The organism is Actinoplanes sp. NPDC051470 (assembly GCF_040682035.1).
Taxonomy (GTDB): domain Bacteria; phylum Actinomycetota; class Actinomycetes; order Mycobacteriales; family Micromonosporaceae; genus Actinoplanes.
The window spans coordinates 121,652-139,815 of sequence record NZ_JBFBAA010000006.1; the positions used below are offsets into that span (position 1 = coordinate 121,652).

At 71.5% G+C, this 18,164-nt stretch carries 13 protein-coding genes; 9 read left to right on the forward strand and 4 right to left on the reverse strand.

Annotated features, from left to right (window positions below; genetic code table 11):
• Positions 1-11: 11 nt before the first annotated feature.
• Complete coding sequence (gene asnB / locus AB0M54_RS13440; RefSeq protein ID WP_364317490.1) at positions 12-1,907, reverse strand: asparagine synthase (glutamine-hydrolyzing); 1,896 nt, start codon at positions 1,905-1,907, stop codon at positions 12-14.
• A 186-nt stretch (positions 1,908-2,093) separates the two neighbouring features.
• Here asnB and AB0M54_RS13445 point away from each other — a divergent pair, with 186 nt between their 5' ends.
• The 4 genes from AB0M54_RS13445 to AB0M54_RS13460 are packed head-to-tail and all read left to right on the forward strand — an operon-like array spanning position 2,094 to position 6,363.
• Positions 2,094-2,786 carry a response regulator transcription factor gene (locus tag AB0M54_RS13445; protein WP_364318120.1) on the forward strand — a complete coding sequence of 231 codons (693 nt, stop codon included), beginning with the start codon at positions 2,094-2,096 and terminating at the stop codon, positions 2,784-2,786.
• Positions 2,783-4,507 (forward strand): ATP-binding protein, encoded by a 1,725-nt coding sequence (locus AB0M54_RS13450; protein ID WP_364470960.1) that lies wholly within the window; start codon positions 2,783-2,785, stop codon positions 4,505-4,507. Before AB0M54_RS13445 ends, AB0M54_RS13450 begins: the two co-directional genes overlap by 4 nt.
• A gap of 46 nt (positions 4,508-4,553) precedes the next feature.
• Positions 4,554-5,387: a patatin-like phospholipase family protein gene (locus tag AB0M54_RS13455; RefSeq protein WP_364317487.1), complete on the forward strand. Its 834-nt coding sequence runs from the start codon at positions 4,554-4,556 to the stop codon at positions 5,385-5,387.
• Positions 5,380-6,363 carry an alcohol dehydrogenase catalytic domain-containing protein gene (locus AB0M54_RS13460; RefSeq protein ID WP_364317485.1) on the forward strand — a complete coding sequence of 328 codons (984 nt, stop codon included), beginning with the start codon at positions 5,380-5,382 and terminating at the stop codon, positions 6,361-6,363. The genes AB0M54_RS13455 and AB0M54_RS13460 overlap by 8 nt, the downstream gene beginning before the upstream one ends.
• On the opposite strand, the gene AB0M54_RS13465 is transcribed toward AB0M54_RS13460, so the two are convergent.
• Positions 6,344-7,495 (reverse strand): ring-hydroxylating oxygenase subunit alpha, encoded by a 1,152-nt coding sequence (locus AB0M54_RS13465; RefSeq protein WP_364470962.1) that lies wholly within the window; start codon positions 7,493-7,495, stop codon positions 6,344-6,346. The genes AB0M54_RS13460 and AB0M54_RS13465 overlap by 20 nt on opposite strands.
• 114 nt (positions 7,496-7,609) lie before the next feature.
• Between AB0M54_RS13465 and AB0M54_RS13470 the strand changes: the two genes are divergently transcribed.
• A complete protein-coding gene (locus AB0M54_RS13470) occupies positions 7,610-10,783 on the forward strand; it encodes a penicillin acylase family protein (protein ID WP_364470964.1) in 3,174 nt (1,057 codons plus the stop codon).
• 129 nt (positions 10,784-10,912) lie between these two features.
• On the opposite strand, the gene AB0M54_RS13475 is transcribed toward AB0M54_RS13470, so the two are convergent.
• On the reverse strand, positions 10,913-12,694 hold the full coding sequence (locus AB0M54_RS13475; RefSeq protein WP_364470966.1) for a phospholipid carrier-dependent glycosyltransferase: 1,782 nt from the start codon (positions 12,692-12,694) through the stop codon (positions 10,913-10,915).
• 376 nt (positions 12,695-13,070) lie between these two features.
• The gene (locus AB0M54_RS13480; RefSeq protein WP_364470968.1) at positions 13,071-14,390 is read right to left on the reverse strand and encodes a GH1 family beta-glucosidase; all 1,320 of its coding nucleotides are present in this window, start codon (positions 14,388-14,390) and stop codon (positions 13,071-13,073) included.
• 105 nt (positions 14,391-14,495) lie between these two features.
• Between AB0M54_RS13480 and trpB the strand changes: the two genes are divergently transcribed.
• The 4 genes from trpB to AB0M54_RS13500 all read left to right on the forward strand — a co-directional run bounded on the left by trpB (position 14,496) and on the right by AB0M54_RS13500 (position 18,081).
• Positions 14,496-15,647, forward strand: a complete 1,152-nt coding sequence (gene trpB / locus AB0M54_RS13485) for a tryptophan synthase subunit beta (RefSeq protein WP_364470970.1) — start codon at positions 14,496-14,498, stop codon at positions 15,645-15,647.
• The gene (trpA, locus tag AB0M54_RS13490; protein ID WP_364470972.1) at positions 15,644-16,420 is read left to right on the forward strand and encodes a tryptophan synthase subunit alpha; all 777 of its coding nucleotides are present in this window, start codon (positions 15,644-15,646) and stop codon (positions 16,418-16,420) included. Before trpB ends, trpA begins: the two co-directional genes overlap by 4 nt.
• An 11-nt stretch (positions 16,421-16,431) precedes the next feature.
• Complete coding sequence (locus AB0M54_RS13495; protein WP_364470974.1) at positions 16,432-17,352, forward strand: GntR family transcriptional regulator; 921 nt, start codon at positions 16,432-16,434, stop codon at positions 17,350-17,352.
• Positions 17,353-17,463: 111 nt separating this feature from the next.
• Entirely contained in the window at positions 17,464-18,081 is a 618-nt protein-coding gene (locus AB0M54_RS13500) for a GNAT family N-acetyltransferase (protein WP_364470976.1), read from the forward strand.
• Positions 18,082-18,164 lie beyond the last annotated feature (83 nt).

Consider the following 18,164-nt stretch of genomic DNA (forward strand, 5'->3'; position numbering starts at 1 on the left):
GGTGATCGATTTCACCAGGCCGGGGCTGGCGCCGGGGCGTAGTTGGCCTGTAAGGGCTGCGGGTTGATGGTCTTCTCGATGAAGATGGCGTGCCACAGGCAGAACATCGCCACCGTCCACACCTTGCGGGAGTTGTCGGCCTCGCCGGCCCGGTGCGCGGTGAGCAGCTGCTGGGCATAGTTGAGGTCGAGCAGGTAGCCGGCCTGGGAGGTGGAGAACAGCCAGCTCACCCAGTCGCCGATCTTGCCCTTGAGCCACACCCGGGTCGGGGTCGGGAAGCCCAGCTTGCGGCGGTCCCGCACCGACTCGGGCACGATGCCGCGCATCGCCTCGCGCAGGGCGTGCTTGGTCTCCCGGCTGTGCGCGGGCAGCTTGAGCTCGGTCGGCAGGCCGGCCGCGGCGGCGTAGACGGCCTGGTCCAGGAACGGCACCCGCAGCTCCAGCGAGTGGGCCATCGACATCCGGTCGGCCTTGGCCAGGATGTTGCCGGGCAGCCAGGTGTGCAGGTCGACGTACTGCATCGAGGCCACGTCGTCGACGTCGGCGGTCTCCGCGTACAGGTGCTGGGTGACCGTGGTGTGCGGCGGCGCGGTGAAGCGCATCAGCGCCGGCTTCTCGGCCGGCGAGAAGATGCGCGCGTTGCCGTAGTAGCGCTCCTCGATCGGGGTGGTCCCGCGGTCCAGGAAGCTGCGGCCCCGCATGCCCTCGGGCATCGCGTGCGAAAGCGTACGCAGACCCTTCTTCATCCGGTCCGGCAGCTGATCGATGCGCGACAGCGAGGCCGGCTCGCGATAGATGGTGTAGCCGCCGAACAGCTCGTCCGCGCCCTCGCCGGAGAGCACCACGGTCACGTTCCGCGAGGCGGTCTGCGCGAGGAAATACAGGGGTACGAGCGACGGGTCGGCCACCGGGTCGTCGAGCAGGTGCACGATCCGGGGCAGCTCCCGCAGCACGTCGTCCTCGGTGACCACGGTCGGGGTCAGGCGCACGCCGAGCTGGGCCGCCGTGTCCGTGGCGATCTCGATCTCCGAGTAGGCCGCGTCGTCGAAGCCGGCGGTGAACACCTGCAGGTCGGGCTTGACCTCGCGGGCCAGCGCGACCACGGCCGACGAGTCGACCCCGCTGGACAGGAAGGCGCCGACCGGAACGTCGGCGTTCAGGTGCTTTCGTACGCTGTCGCGCAGCGCGTCCTGAATCGCGTGGTATGCCGCTTCCGGCTGCACGTTCAGCGGCCGCAGGGACGGCTGGAAGTAGCGCTCGATGCGCTGGCCACCGGCGGCGGTCCAGGTCACCCGGTGGCCGGGCGCGAGCCGCTTGATGTGCCGGTGCAGCGTCCCCGGCTCGGGCACGAACTGGAAGGTCAGGTAGTGGGCCAGCGACTCGGTGTCCAGCGCCGCCCCGGGGTCACCGGCGAACGGCTCGAGGGCCTTGCGCTCGCTGGCCAGGTACAGGCCGTTGGTGGTCTCCAGCACGTACAGCGGCTTGATGCCGAACTGGTCCCGGGCCGCGTGCACCGTCCCGGTATGGGTGTCGTAGGCGACGAACGCGAACATGCCGCGCAGCCGGGGGAGGGCGGCCACGCCCCAGTGGTGGAACGCCGCCGCCAGCACCTCGCTGTCACCCTCGGTGGCGAACTGGGCGCCGTGCGCCTGGGTCAGCTCGGCGCGCAGCTCCTTGTAGTTGTAGATCTCGCCGTTGAACACCACGGTCCAGCGGTCGCCGTAGTGCACCGGCTGGACGCTCTCGTCGCGGTCGACGATGGCCAGCCGCTTGAAGCCGAAGGCGAGCCCGTCCGCGAACTCGACGCGGGTGTCGTCCGGCCCCCGGTGGTGCATGGTCTCCAGCGCGCCGGCGAACGCCGCGGCGGTCGCCGGGTCGGGCGGGCCGGCGCCGGGGCGACTGCTCACAAAGACGCTGAGGCCACACATGGGGGTCACTCCTGTCGGGTAGCGGAGAGGTGCGAGCGGAACACTAAGGCCGTCGATGTGAAGAACCTGTGTGGAAACGTGGGAGATCTCGACCTTCATCGGAATCGGTCTGTTTCTTCACAGGAATCCAGCATTTCTTGGCCGGGTTTGCGTCCGTGAGCGAGAATCGCGGTCGTGACCGCACGTGTTCTGGTAGCTGACGACGATCCGAAGCATGCCCAGCTCATCCGCTTGTATCTGGAGCGGGAGGGACATCAGGTGATGACTGTCGGTGATGGCCGGGCGGCTCTGGAGGTGGCCCGGTCCCGGCGCCCCGACCTGATCGTGCTCGATGTCATGATGCCGCTGGTCGACGGGCTGGACGTGTGCCGGATCCTGCGCGCCGAGTCCAACGTCGCGATCCTGCTGGTCACCGCCCGGTCCTCGGAGAACGACATGCTGCTCGGGCTGGACATCGGCGCCGACGACTACCTGGCCAAGCCGGTGAGCCCGCGGGAGCTGACGGCCCGGGTCCGCGCCCTGCTCCGCCGGGTCCGGGCCGGTGAGGAGCCGTCGTCGATCGTCCTGGTCGGCGACCTGGAGGTGGACACCGGCCGCTTCGAGGTGCGGGTGGGCGGCGACCCGATCAACCTGACCGCCAAGGAGTTCGGCATCCTCGAACTGCTGGCCCGCGAGCCGGGCCGGGTCTTCACCCGCGGTCAGATCATCGACAAGACGTTCGGCTTCGAGCACGACGTCTCCGAGCGCACGGTCGACGCCCACGTGGTCAACCTGCGTCGCAAGATCGAGGCCAACCCGGCCGCGCCCAAGTACGTACAGACCGTGTACGGCCGGGGCTACCGCATGGCCGAGCAGTGAGCTTCCGCCTGCGCATCTTCGCGCTGGTGGTGCTCGTGGCGGTGAGCGCGATCGTGGCCACCGCCTGGCTCACGCTCAGCCTGACCACCCGCGAGGTGACCCGCTCGCAGGCGGCCGAAGCTCAGCACCAGGACCGGATCGTGCAGGAGATCCGCGAGTACGGCCTGCGCCACGGCCGCTGGCCCGGCGTCGACCAGGTGGTCCGGGGCCTGGCCGAGTCGACCGGCCTGCACATCCAGCTGCGCACCCCGGACGGCACGGTGCTGACCGACTCGGACACGCTCGAGGGCAACACGTCCGGCCCGGTCCGCGGCGCCGCCCTCACCATCGACCCGCTGCCGGCGCTCGATCCGACCGTCCGGCCGGGCGAGCCGATCCCGGTCCGGGTCGGCCGGCCGTTCGCGCTTCCGGCCGACCTCTTCGGCTCCGGGCCCAGTCCCGGCGCCGGTCCCGCCGAGAGGGCGTTGCGGCAGGCCGCGCAGTATCGGGCCGCCCTGCTCGCGGTGCGGTGCATGTCCGACAACGGCACGGCCGAGCCGGTGCTGCAGGCGAGCCGGGCGCCCTACCTGACCCGGCAGCAGATCCAGGACTCCCCGAAGTGTGTGACATTCGGGACGGACAAGGTCAACCGCGACAAGGTGTGGCTGACCGAGATGGTCGAGATGCTCTCGCCGTGCGTACCCGGCCGCAACGACCGCGAGCGCATCGAGAGCTGCCTCCAGCAGTCCTTCAACCGGGGCCTCAGCGGGTTCGCGGCCACGCCCCTGCGGCTCTTCCTGGGCTTCCGCAACACCACCTCGATCATCGACCTCAGCCGGCCGGCCCTGATCGGGGTGGCCGGCCTGATCGTGGTGGCGCTGATCGGCACCGCGGTGATCGCGCGCCGGGTGAGCCGGCCGGTGTGGCTGCTCACCGAGGCGTCCCTGCGGCTGGCCGACGGCAAGCTCGACGTGCGGGTGCCGATCAGGGGCCGCGGGGAGCTGGCGTTGCTGTCCGCGTCGTTCAACGCCATGGCCGAGGCGGTGCAGAGCAGCGAGGAGCGCCAGCGCCGGCTGATCGCCGACATCGCCCATGAGATGCGTACGCCGCTGTCGAACCTCCGCGGCTATCTCGAAGGCCTCTCCGACGGGGTGGTCGACCCCAGCCGCGAGCTGTTCGTGTCGCTGCACGAGGAGACCCTGCTCCAGCGCCGCATCCTCGACGACCTCCAGGAGCTGGCGCTGGCCGAGGCGGGCGACCTGACCTACACCCGGACCTCGTTCGACCTGGCCGAGCTGGCCTCGACCAGCGGCACCGCGCACCGGGCGGTGGCCGCCGAGGCGGGCGTGGAGCTGGAGGTGGACGCCCCCGGCGGGACCTGGGTGCGCGCCGACCCCGACCGGATGCGCCAGGTCATCGGCAACCTGCTGACCAACGCGATCCGCTACACCGACGACGGCGGCCATGTGACGCTGACCGTGCGCCGGGACAAGTTCGAGGCGGTGCTGATCGTGCGCGACACCGGGGTGGGCATCGCGCTCGAGGATCAGCCGCGGGTCTTCGACCGGTTCTGGCGCGCCGACCCGGCCCGGCAGCGGGCGACCGGCGGCAGCGGCCTCGGCCTGACCATCGCCCACCGCATCGTCACCGACCACGGCGGCCGCATCGAGGTGACCAGCACGCCGGGCTCGGGCTCGACCTTCACCGTCCGCCTGCCGCTGGACCCGTGGGGCGGGTCGTGACCGCCTTCGCCTGGATCCCCGGGGCGGATCGTGACACCGTGGCCTGGTGACCACGTCGGAGGAGGAACCGATCCGCATCGGGCTCGCGCTGGGTGGCGGCGCGGTGCGTGGAACCGCACACATCGGCGTGCTCGAGGTGCTCGAGAAGGCCGGCCTGGAACCGGCGATCCTCACCGGCACCAGCGCCGGGGCCCTGGTCGGGGCGCTGTACGCGGCCGGGATGAGCGCCGCCGAGATCAGCGCCCAGGCGCATTCGCTGCGCTGGGCCCGGCTGGTCCGCCCGGCCCGCACCCGCAAGGCCCTGTTCGACACCCGGCACCTCGGGGCCTACCTCGACGAGCTGCTCGGCGGGCGTGCGTTCACCGAGCTCAGCCGCCCGTTCGCCGCGGTCGCCTGCGACCTGACCACGGGTGACCGGGTGGTCATGCGGGACGGCCCGGTGTCCACCGCGGTCCTGGCCAGCGCGGCCATCCCCGGGGTCTTCCCGCCGGTCGACCGGGACGGCCGGATGCTGGTCGACGGCGGCCTGGTCGACATGGTCCCGGCCCGGCTGGCCCGCGAGCTGGGCGCCGACATCGTGGTCGCGGTCGACGTCTCCGGCCCGCTGCCCCGCCGCCCGCCGACCACCCTGGTGCACGTCATGGTCGCGGTCGCCGCCCTGCAGCCGGGCGGCACCCACCGGCTGTCCGAGGACGCCGACCTGGTCCTCGCGCCCGAGGTCGACGGGTACGCCTTCTGGGAGCTGTCCCGGGTCACCGAGTTCGAGCAGGCCGGCCGCTCCGCCGCCGAGCAGGCGCTGCCCCTGCTGTCCGCCCTGACCACCACCGCCGCGGCCCGCCGGGAGTGGGAACGAGCCCAACCTGGAGGTCCGCATGTCTGACCAGCTCGCCGCGAGGCTGCACGGCGCCGGTGACGTCCGGGTCGGGCGCGAGGCGGCGCCGGCCCCGGGCCAGGGGGAGTCGCTGGTCGAGGTGACCTCGGTCGGGCTGTGCGGATCCGACCTGCACTGGTTCACCGAGGGTGGCATCGGCGACGCCACGGTGTCCCGGCCGCTGGTGCTGGGTCATGAGATGGCCGGGATCATCCGGGGCGGGCCCGACGACGGCCGGCGGGTGGCGATCGATCCGGCCGTACCCTGCGAAGCCTGCCCCGAATGCGCGAGGGGCGACGTCAACCTCTGCCGGAACATCGTCTTCGCCGGGCACGGCGCGACCGACGGCGGCCTCCGGCAGCTGATGGCCTGGCCCAGCCACCGGCTCGTGCCGCTGCCCGACGCGCTCTCCGACGACGACGGCGCGTTGCTCGAACCGCTCGGCGTGGCCGTGCACGCGCTCGACTTCGGTCACCTGCGCGTGGCCGGCACGGTCGGCGTGGTCGGCTGCGGGCCGATCGGGCTGTTCCTGGTGCAGCTGGCCCGGCTGGCCGGCGCGACCCGGGTGCTGGCCGTCGACCCGCTGCCACACCGTCTGGCGGCGGCCGTGACGTTCGGCGCGTCGCCGGCTTCACCTGACGATGACGGCACGGCCGACGTGGTGTTCGAGGTCGGTGGGAACGACAAATCGGTGGACGCTTCGTTGCGGCTGGCCCGGGCCGGCGCGCGGGTGGTGCTGGTCGGCATCCCCGACGGCGACCGCACCTCGTTCTCCGCCTCGATCGCCCGCCGCAAGGGCCTGACCCTGGTCATGTCCCGCCGGATGGGCGAGGTCTACCCGCGCGCCATCGCCCTGGCCACCAGCGGCCGCCTCGACCTGCCGTCGCTGGTCACCGGCGCGTACCCGCTCACCGAGATGGACGCCGCGCTCAAGACCGCGGTCGCCCGCACCGGCCTCAAGACGGTCATCCACCCCCAGGGCTGAGGGCGATCCACCGGTACGCCTCCAGCACCAGGCCGTGGAAGTGGTGCACGCCGTGCTCGGACAGGCCGGAGCCCGCCGGGTCGTAGACGATGCGGCCCTGGGTGAAGGCGGGCGTACGCATGCCGCGCTGCACGCTCTCGACGATGGTGATGTCCTGCGGCTGGAGGACCTCGTCGATGTACCGCACCGACTGCGCCTCGGCCTCCTGCAACTCGGGCGTCTCGAAGTAGAAGTCCCAGGTCTCCAGGGTGCGGTCGACGCCGGCGGGCAGGATCTGCAGCACCATGAAGTTGCCGCGGCCGGGGTAGCGCAACAGGCAGGTGTTGGGCCACAGCCACCAGACCGCGTGCTCCTTGACGGTCGCGTCCGACACGTCGTAGGCCGCATTGGGCTGGGTGCCCGCCGACGCGAAGTGGCTCGACCAGATGCCGTGCGTCCGCACCTCGTACGTGCTCATGTCCACGAGGTCGACGAACTCCGGGTGGGCGACGTGGCAGTGGTAGCACTCGAGGAAGTTGTCGACGACGTTCTTCCAGTTGCTCCGGATGTCGTAGGTCAGCCGCTTGGCATGGGTCAGCCTCTCGACGTCCGGCGCCCAGTGCCGGATCTCGCCGAGCAGGTCGCCCGCCTGATCGGCCATGGATGCCGCGCCCGGGTCGAGGTTGACGTAGACGAACCCGCCGAACTCCTCCACCTTGATCCGGTCGAGGCAGACCTGCGACTTGTCGAAGGTCTCCATCCGGTCGGCGCGGCGGGCGCCGGTGAGCCGGCCGGTCAGGTCGTACACCCAGGCGTGGTAGGGGCAGACGATGTTCGTGGCCGTCCCGGACCCGGAAAGCAGCTCGTGCGCCCGGTGCTTGCAGACGTTGTAGAAGGCGCGCAGCTCACCGGCCCGGTCGCGGACGACCACGATCGGCATCCCGGCCACCGTCGCCGAGACGTAGCTGCCGGGCGCGGCGAGCTTTTCGACATGACAGACCCATTGCCAGGTACGGGCGAAGATGCCGGTCAGGTCGGCCTGGTGCCAGCGGTCATCGGTGTAGGCGTCGGCGTTCAGGGACAGGGACCGGGCGGGGTCGGCGTGGTACCCCGCGGCAACGGCGCGGACCTCTGCGGCGGTGACGGGAGCCATGCCGGCACCGTAACCGGAGAGTTGGACGAGCGTTCAATATCACGGTCGTCTATGGCGTAACCGCCGTCATAGTCTTAACCTTCGTGAAACACCTTCGTGTTCTGCGAGGTCCCCATGGTCAGACGCGCGCTCCTCGTCCTCCTCCTCGTACCCTCCCTCCTCGTCCCGTTGCCCGCGGAACCGGCCGCCGCCGCGTTCTCCCCCGGCGACTACTGCCTCGGCGAGTGCTCGGACATCCTGCCGCCGGGCCAGAACGGTGACGCCGATCTCGCCCAGATCCTCGCCAACCAGGCGTTCGGCACCATGCCGCCGCACTCCGACGACCAGCTCACGCCGTACGCCGACCTGGGCTACCGATACACCGGCCTGACCGGCGACCAGATCAACTCGTTCTTCAACGACGGGTCCTTCGGTGTCGCGGCCGGGGACGTCGAACGGACCATCACGCCACGCTCCGACGTCACGATCGTCCGCGACCGGAAGGCCGGCATCCCGCACATCACCGGCACCACCCGGGCCGGGACCATGTTCGGCGCCGGCTATGCGGGCGCCCAGGACCGGCTGTTCCTGATGGACCTGATGCGGCACGTCGGGCGGGGCACGCTCACCCCGTTCGCCGGTGGCGCCGACGGCAACCGCGAGCTCGAGCAGAGCGTCTGGCGTACCTCGCCCTACCTGGAGAGCGACCTGACCACCCAGATCAACACCCTTCGCAACACGGGTACGCGCGGCGCGCAGCTCTACGACGACGTGCAGAGCTACCTGGCCGGCATCAACGAGTACATCGCCGACTGCATGGCCGCCCGGGACTGCCCGGGGGAGTACGTGCTGACCGGGCACCTCGACGCGATCACCAACGAGGGCGGGCCGGAACCGTTCGTGCCCGAGGACCTGATCGCGATCGGCGGCGTCATCGGCGGGCTCTTCGGTGGCGGCGGCGGGCACGAGATGCAGTCGGCGCTGGTGCGGATCGCCGCGCGGGCCAAGTACGGCCCCACCGCCGGCGATCAGGTGTGGCAGCAGTTCCGGTCGCAGAACGACCCCGAGACCGTGCTCACCCTGCACAACGGGCAGTCCTTCCCGTACGGCGGGGGCGACCCGGACGCGGCCGGGGTCGCGATGCCGGACGCCGGGACCGCGACGCCCGCCCCGATCGTGTTCGACCGGACCGGGTCGGCGGCCACCGGCGCCTCCGGAGCCTCGGCGATCGCGGACTCCCTGCGTACCCTCAGCCTTGATTCTCATAAAGGCATGTCCAACGCGGCGATCGTCTCCGCCGCACACAGCGCGACCGGGCACCCGGTCGCGGTCTTCGGACCACAGACCGGCTACTTCGCGCCGCAACTGCTCATGCTCCAGGAGCTGAACGGGCCGGGCATCCGCACCCGGGGCATCGCGTTCAGCGGCCTCAACCTCTACACGCTGATCGGCCGCGGAACCGATTACGCGTGGAGCGCCACCTCGTCCATCCAGGACATCACGGACACATTCGCGGTGACCCTGTGCGAGGCCAACGGCTCGGCGCCCACGGTCAACTCGACGAGCTACCTCTACCACGGCCAGTGCCTGCCGATGGAGAACCTGACCCGCACCAACTCCTGGAAGCCGACCACCGCCGACGGCACCGCGGCCGGCTCCTACCGGCTGACCGTGCAACGCACCCGGTACGGCCTCGTCTCGTGGCGCGGGCTGGTCGGCGGGGCGCCCACCGCGTTCACCCAGCTCCGGTCGACCTACCGGCACGAGGCCGACTCCGCGATCGGGTTCCAGATGTTCAACGAGACCGACCAGATGGGTACGCCCGCCGCGTTCCGGAACAGCGCCTCGGCCATCTCGTTCGCCTTCAACTGGTTCTACGTGAACTCGTCCGACGCGGCGATGTTCACCTCCGGCGCCCAGCCGGTGCGGGCCACCGGGGCCGATCCGAACCTGCCGACCCGGGCTGTTCCCTTGTTCGAGTGGCAAGGTTGGGATCCGGCCCTCAACACCGCTTCCTATGTGCCGGACGCCGCGCATCCGCAGGCCGTGAACCAGGACTACTTCGTCAGCTGGAACAACAAGCAGGCTCTGGGATACTCGGCGGCGGACGGCAACTTCAGCTTCGGCTCCGTGCACCGGGGCGACCTGCTGGACGCGCCGCTGGCGGCCGGGATCGCCGCCGGGCAGCGCTACGACCGGGCGGCGCTTCTTCGCCTCGTGCAATCCGCCGCGACCGTCGACCTGCGGGGGTCCTCCGTGCTGCCGGTGCTGCTGCGGGTGATCGACACGGCGCCGGTCACCGACCCGGCCCAGGCCGCCGCCCTCACCACACTGCGGGCCTGGCTGGCCGCCGGGGCCCATCGGCAGGAGACCGGGACCGGCTCTCGCGTCTATCGCGACGCGGAGGCGATCCGGCTCTTCGACGCCTGGTGGCCGCGGCTGGTGGTGGCCGCGTTCCAGGCGCCGCTCGGCTCCCCGCTGTTCACCTCGCTGGTGGACACGTTGCAGATCAACGAGTCGCCGTCGGGCGGGCAGACCGGGCCGGTGTCGACGCTGCCCACCTCGGCCAACGAGTCGCAGGGGCACAAGGGATCCTCGTTCCAGTACGGCTGGTGGAGCTGGGTCGACAAGGACCTGCGGTCGGTGCTGGGCGACGCGGTGCCCGGCTGGCCGACGTCCTTCTGCGGCGGCGGGGCCGTGCCGGCCTGCCGGGCGGGGCTGCTGTCGAGCCTGTCCGGGGCGCTCGCCGAGCCGGCCGCCACCACCTACCCGGCCGACTCGTTCTGCGCGGCCGGCGACCAGTGGTGCGCCGACGCGATCGTGCAGTCGCCGCTCGGCGGCATCAAGCACCGGATGATCGCCTGGCAGAACCGTCCCACCTACCAGCAGGTCATCTCGTTCCCGGCCGGACGCGGCGACGACATCACGAACCTGGCCGTCGGCCGCCCGGCGACCGCGTCGAGCACGCAGCTCGGCAATCCCGCGGCCAACGCGGTCGACGGCAACCCCGGCTCGCGGTGGGCCAGCTCGTGGGCGGACAACCAGTGGCTGCGCGTCGACCTGGGCGCGTCCCGCACGGTGGCCAGGACGTTGATCCGGTGGGAGTCGGCGTACGCGTCCACGTACCGCATCGAAACCTCAACCGACGGCACGACCTGGACCACCGCGGCCACGGTGACCGCCGGCGACGGCGGCCTGGACACCGTCACGTTCCGCGCCCGAACGGCCCGCTACCTGCGGGCGTTCGGCCAGACCCGCGCGACGTCCTACGGCTTCTCCATCTACGAAGTGGAGGCCTACGGCCGGTAGGCCTGACCGCTGCCGCCTTCGCCCTTCGCCCTTCCCTCTTCGCCTACCGCTTTCGCCCTTCCGCCTCCGCCTTCTGTCCTCGCCCTTTGCCCCCACCGCCGGCTCTACCCGTGGCCCTGCCGCCGGCCTCTATCGGCGGTAGATCAGGATCGAGTGGCCGACATCGCCGACCGGGGTGCTGGTGTCGATCAGGACGCGGAGCTCAGGCTTCGCGTCCGGCAGGAATCGAGCCGGCACCACCAGCAGACCGCGGACCTCACCGGGCGGGACCTTCATCGGGTCCCGCGCGGTGATCCCGTAGTAGCCGGGGTCCCCGCTACCCCGATAGACCAGCCACACCGGCTCCCCGGGATAGTCACGCCGCAGCCTCTCGCCGAGCCGCCCCAGATCCTGCCCCCAATCGACGTTGGAGTCGGTCAGTCGCAGATAGGTCTTCGCCGGCCCGCCGAACGCCTCATTCGAGTACGGCAGGTAATACGGAAACGCCCGGACCGTGCTGACCACGACCGACAACACGATCACCGAAATCAGCACCGCCCTCACCTTGACCAGGGCTCCTCTCCTGGCCTTGACCAGCGCCTCCTTCCCGGCCGGGGTGTCCAGCTCCGCCGGTTCCGCGTTGGTCGGTGCTTCGTTTCTGGCCGGCCTCGCCGTGGTCGGCTTTTCCTTCCTGGTCGGCGCTTCGGGGGGCTTGCGCCGGAAGAGGCCGGCCGCGGCGACGGCGAACAGGATGGGCACGACGATCGCGTAGCGGACGCCCCAGTCCCGCGTGCCCGTCATCGCCGCGCCGAGCAGGACCACCGCCGGAACCAGCGCGACCCATCCCCGCCGGCTGAACACCGCCGCCAGACCCAGGCCCAGCAACCCCAGCGGTTCCTTGATCAGCAGCGCGGCCGGAAGGTAGTACCACCGATGACCGCTGTACCACTCGCCCAGCAGGAATCCGCTGAAGTCCCGGCTCTCCAGGCTCAGCTGATAGTTCATGCCGTCCAGGAACGGCCGCGGGAACGGCAACATCGCCACCAGCGGATCGCTCAGCCCCTTGACGAAGATCGGGTTCCACCGCAGCGCCGGATCGACGGCGTAGTAACACAGCCAGACGACCCCGACCGCGACGGCCACCACGCCGATCGCTCCGGCCATGCCGCCGAGAATCGCGGTCCACCATCGTCCCCGGCGCCGTTCCACCAGCCACCCGGCCCACCAGATCACCACCAGCGGCACCGCCGCCAACGCGTTCATCTTGGTGGCGATGGCCGCGCCCAGCGCCACCCCGGCCAGCGGCAGACAGACGTACGGCCGGAGCCGCGCCCGCCACAGCAACCAGACCGTGGTCAGCAGAAACCCGGCCACCGGCAGGTCGAGTCCGACCAGCGACCCGTGAGCCAGCACGTCCGGCGTGAAGGCGTAGAGCGTCAGCGCCACCACCCCACCCCAGAACCCGCCGAGGTCGCGCCCGAAGTGGAACACCACCAGCCCGAACAGCATGGTCAGCACGATGATCGGCAGCCGCGCCAGGAACAGCACCCGCTCGGCGCCGTATCCCTGGCCATAGATGACCGAGCGCCCGAGCACCCATTGGTTCCCGTCCGGGTTCGCCGGCGCGTGGATGTCGTTGTCGGCCAGGACGAGCCCGACGATCAGCTTGGCCAGCGGCGGATGCTCGAAGTTGTAGGCCAGGCTGTGCCGCTCGACCTGGACGACCGCCGCCCCGACATAGACCGGCTCGTCCGAGGACGGCGACTGCTCCCGCGCGGCCGTGACCATCGCGAAGGCCATCCAGCCGAACACGGCGACCAGGAAGGCGACGACGGCGAAGAGCGACACGATCCGCCGGTCCCAGCCCGGCCGCTGCTCGGCCCACGACTCGGTCGCCGAGGGCATCGTCCCCGCGGGGATCGTGCTGACCATGAAGGACCGTCCTGAGGCGACAGAAGAGGTGCGCCCGTGCGCATCTCGGTTACATCGCCACGGAACAGTACACAGTGCACACTCGTCTGATCGGCATCGCCCGAACGGCGCTCATAGTCGGCCGGGCCGCCCGTTCCCGGCCTCGTCCGTCCAGACCTCCGGCCGCCGCGCAACGCGCGGCCGGCCCAACGCGTTGCGCCGGCTCGACTCCCGGCCGACAAGGCGGGCGGCTCAGGCCATGATGCCGGCGTGGCTCCGGCCGGCGCGTGGGGCGGCTCAGGCCCGCTACGCCGGCGTGACTCCGAACCACGCGCCGGGCGGCTGAGGCCGTTACGCCGGTCCTGACTCCGGCGTAACGCGCAGCCGACTCCGCGCGTTACGCCGGCTTTCGCGCGGCCAGGGCGGTGCGCAGCCAGCGGAAGGAGTCCTTCGGAGTGCGCTCCTGGGTCTCGAAGTCGACGCGGACCAGGCCGAACCGCTGGCTGTAGCCCTCGGACCACTCGAAGTTGTCCATCAGCGACCAGATGAAGTACCCGCGCACGTCCACGCCGGCGTCGATGGCGCTCTTCAGGGCGTCGAGGTGGCCGCGCAGGTAGTCGATGCGGAAGGCGTCGTCGGTGCCGTCGGCGGTCGAGCAGCCGTTCTCGGTGATGTAGATCGGCGGTAGCGCCTCACCGTAGGTGTCTTTCAGGCCGACGAGCAGGTCGCGCAGGCCGCCCGGCACCACGGGCCAGCCGAAGGCGGTGATCGGCACGCCCTCGATCGGCTGCGGGTCGAACGGCAGGTCGGCGTCGGGCGCCGCGGCCGCGATGCGGGTCGGGTTGTAGTAGTTGATCCCGAGCGCGTCCAGCGGTGCGTGGATGATCTCCAGGTCACCCTCCTGCACCAGGTCGCCGAGGAAGGAGGCGAGCATCTCGGGGTAGGCGCCGAGCAGGATCGGGTCGTTGAAGAGCCGGTTGTGGAAGCTGTCGTACATGGCCGCCGCCATCACGTCGGCCTCGTCGTCGCTGGCCGGCAGCACCGGAGTGCAGTTGTTCGTGATCATCACCTGGGTCGCGCCGCGCTCGCGCAGCACCCGGGCCGCCAGGCCGTGCCCGAGCAGCTGGTGGTGGGCCACCGGCAACGCGCCGAACATCAGGCTGTGCCCCGGGGCGCCGCCACCCCACGCGTGTCCCTCGGCCATGTGCACGACCGGCTCGTTCAGCGTGATCCACCGGCGCACCCGGTCGCCGAGGCGGTCGGCGACGTGCCCGGCGTACTCGGCGAACCGCTCGGCCGTCGCCCGGCTCAGCCACCCGCCCTCGTCCTCGAGCGCCTGCGGCAGGTCCCAGTGGAACAGCGTCGGCAGCGGGGCGATCCCACGCTGGAGCAACGCGTCGACCAGCCGGTCGTAGAAGTCGAGGCCGGGGGTGTTGAGCGCGCCGCTGCCGGTGGGCTGCACGCGCGGCCAGGAGATCGAGAAGCGGTAGGCGTCCACGCCCAGGTCGGCCATCAGGGCGACGTCTTCGGGCCAGCGGTGGTAGTGGTCGCAGGCAACGTCGCCGGTGTCGCCGTTCTTCACCCGCCCCGGCGTGTGCGCGAACGTGTCCCACACCGAAGGCCCGCGCCCATCCTCGGTGACCGCACCCTCGATCTGATAGGCCGCCGTCGACACTCCGACCTCGAACCTGTCCGGAAACCCTGCCAGTGCATCCACGCCGGTCACGTTACCGACCCGCGGACGGACCGGCATCTGAACGCTCAGCCTCACGATTTTTCCTCGTTCTAGAACTCTGGCCTTCTATGTGCTACACATACTGCCATGAGTTCTAGAACAGTGGCCGCCCGGCCCGGCCGGTTCGGTGGGTACGGTGGGCGCTTCATCCCGGAGTCGCTGGTGGGAGCCTGCGAAGAGCTGGAGCGGGCGTTCCACGAGGCGTGGGGTGACACCGCGTTCCGCGACCGGCTGTCCGGTCTCCTTGGCGACTATGCGGGCCGGCCCACGCCGTTGACGCCGGCTCTGCGGCTGTCGGCCGAGTTGGGCGTCACCGTCCTGCTGAAGCGCGAAGACCTGGCCCACACCGGGTCCCACAAGATCAACAATGTGCTCGGTCAGGCGCTGCTCGCCGAGCGGATGGGCAAGCGAAGGCTCATCGCCGAGACCGGCGCCGGCTCACACGGCGTCGCCACCGCCACCGCCGGTGCGTTGCTCGGCCTGCCGACGACCGTCTTCATGGGTGAGCGTGACATCGAGCGGCAAGCGCTCAACGTCTTTCGCATGCGGACGCTCGGGGCCGAGGTCGTCCCGGTGACCACGGGCAGCCGCACGCTCAAGGACGCCTGCACCGAGGCGCTACGACATTGGGTGGGTGCGGTGGACGACAGCCACTACTGCCTCGGCTCGGTGATGGGCCCACACCCCTACCCGGTGATGGTGCGTGAGTTCCAGCGGGTCATCGGCGACGAGGCCCGCCGCCAGGTCCCGGCCGTGCCCGACTTCGTGGTGGCCTGTGTCGGTGGCGGGTCCAACGCGGCGGGCACGTTCGCCGGCTTCCTCGACACCGACGCCGCCCTGATCGGCGTCGAGGCCGAGGGCGGCGCGGCCGTGACCAGAGGTTCGGACGGCATCCTGCACGGGTTCCGCACCCGCCTCCTGCAGGACGCGGAGGGCCAGATCGCCGAGGCCCACTCGATCGCGCCAGGACTCGACTACCCCGGCGTCGGCCCGGAACACGCCTGGTTCGCGAGCACCGGGCAGGCGCGTTACGTCACGGTCGGCGACACCGACGTGGTCGCGGCCGTCCACCGGCTCGCCCGCGCCGAGGGAATCATCTGCGCCCTCGAGTCCGCCCACGCCGTCGCCTGGCTGATCAACGCGGTGGCCGCCGGCGAGATCCCGGCCGGGGCTTGCGTGCTGGTGACGGTGTCCGGCCGAGGCGACAAAGACATGGCGACCCTGATGGAGCTGGCATGAACACGTTGGAGAAGCACACTCGCGGGGTCCGCGACTCGGGGCGGAAGCTGCTCGTCCCCTATGTGACCGGTGGGCTGACCGCGAACTGGACCGACTATCTGCACGCCGCGGCCGATGCCGGGGCCGATGTGGTGGAGATCGGGCTGCCGTTCTCCGACCCGATGCTCGACGGCCCGGCCATCCAGCGCGCCTCGGACACCGCGCTCGCCCGAGGGGCCACGGTCGACGGCATCCTCCGCGACGTGGCGCGGCTCGACCTGCGGGTGCCGCTGGTCGCGATGACCTACGCGAACCTGGTCTTCCGCCGGGGCGCCGAGTGGTTCTGCTCGGCCCTGCGGGACGCCGGCGTCGCCGGGCTCATCGTGCCGGACGTGCCGATCGACGAGGTGGACGAGTTGTCGGCGGCGGCCACCGGGCTCGACCTGGTGCTGCTCGTGTCGCCGGCCACCCCGCCCGGGCGCCGGCGCGAGATCGCCGGGCGGAGCCGGGGCTTCGTGTACGCCGTCAGCGTGATGGGAACCACCGGCGCGCGGGAGGCGCTGCCGGCCACGGCGGGGGAGCTGGCGCAGAACGTCAAGGCGGTGACCGATCTGCCGGTGCTGCTCGGGTTCGGCGTGTCCTCGCCGGCCGGCGCGCGTGCCGCGGCTGCCCGGGCCGACGGTGTTATCGTGGCGTCGACCTTGATGCAGCAGGTGCTCGAGGGCGCCTCGCCGGCCGATGTCGGGGTCCGTGTCGCCGAGATGCGCGCGGCGCTGGACGGGCCCGATGATTGACGGAGCAGCCCGTGGCGGTGCGAGACGGCGAGCGGCGAGAGCCGAAGTACGCCACGATCGCCGCCGATCTTCAGAGCCGCATCGCGATCGGCGAGTTCCGCCCCGGCCAGGCCCTGCCGCCCCAGCGCGAGCTGAGCGCCTCCTACGGCGTCACGCTGATGACCCTGCGGCAGGCGTTGGGGCTGCTCACCGACCAGGGGCTGGTGAGCCAGGAGCCGGGCCGCGGAACGTTCGTGTCGGGCCCGAAGGCGGCGCACACGATGGGCCCGCTGCGGAGCCTCTCCGACGACCTGCGGGCCCAGGGCCACACGGTCGACACCATCGTGCTGGCCCGGCAGGAGGGTCCCCTGCCTGAGTGGGTGGCCGAGCAACTCGGCCTGCCCACCGAGCGTGGCGAGATCGCCGGTCCGTCCGCCGGCCGTGGCGACATAGCCGGTCCGCCCACCGGCCGCGGCGACATCGCCGGCGTGCCCGCCGGGCGTGGCAATGGCGACCCGGTGCACGCTAGACGTGGCGACATTGCCGGGAGCGAGCCGGCCCAGGGCGGGGCGTCCGGGTTGCGCATCGAGCGCCTCCGCCGGCTCGGGGCCACCCCGGCGATCCACCAGACGTCGTGGCTTCCCGAGCGGGTCGCACGGCTGCTGGCCGGGGCCGACCTGACCGTGACGTCGCTCTACGACGCGCTGACCTCGGCCGGGATGGCGCCCGTCCGCGCCGAGGAGCGACTGGCGCCGGCTCTGCTGGAGGAGAGCCTCTCCGCGTTGCTGAACCGGCCGGCGGGCACTCCGGTGCTCTACAGCGACCGCATCACCTACGCCGGCGGCGACACGCCGATCGTCTTCGACCGGGCGACCATCCTCGGCGACCTGATCGAGGTCCGCGCGGTGCACACCGCCGGCGCGAGCAGTTCGTCCTACCCCAGCCTGCGATAGCGCGGGCCGGCCGGACGATCGACGGGAAGTGACGATGAGCATCGCCGAGACGGTCGGCCGGGACGTGCTGGACAACCCGCGTGGGCCTCGCTGAACGGCCCACATGCCAAGTTGGCCGAGGTACGCGGGAGAGCCGGGCGCTATCAGCCCGATGTCGCGCCCTGGCACGGCCTCGCCGACTCGCGCGATCCCGTGGCGTGGGCCGACCTGGCCGCACTGATCGGGCCGGGCGCCGAGATCACCCTGGCCGGGGTGAGCGAGGCGGAGCATCCCGGCTGGGAACGCGGCCTCGCCTTCGAGGGCGTCCAACTGGTCGACGTGGCGCTGCGCACCGAACCCGACCCGGAGGCGCTGCTGCTCGGCCCGGCCGACGTGCCCGAGATGCTGGATCTGGTCCGGCGCACCGAGCCCGGCCCGTTCCTGCCCCGGACCATCGAGATGGGCACCTACCTGGGCCTGCGCCACGGCGGCCGGCTCGTGGCGATGGCCGGCGAGCGGCTGCACCCGCCGGGCTGGACCGAGATCAGCGCGGTGTGCACCGATCCCGCCTTCCGCGGGCGCGGCTACGCCACCCGGCTGGTCCGGGCCGTGGCCGACGGCATCCACGCCCGCGGCGAGACCCCGTTCCTGCACGCCTCGGCCCGGAACCTGTCGGCGATCCGCCTCTACGAGTCGATCGGCTTCGCCCTGCGCAGGCGGGTGACCTTCACCGCCTACCGCACCACCTGAACCGAGCACGTCGGTCCTGTCAGGATTGCGTCGGTCCTGGCAGTGGGGGAGTCGGTCCTGGCGGTCGGTGGGTCGGTCCTGGG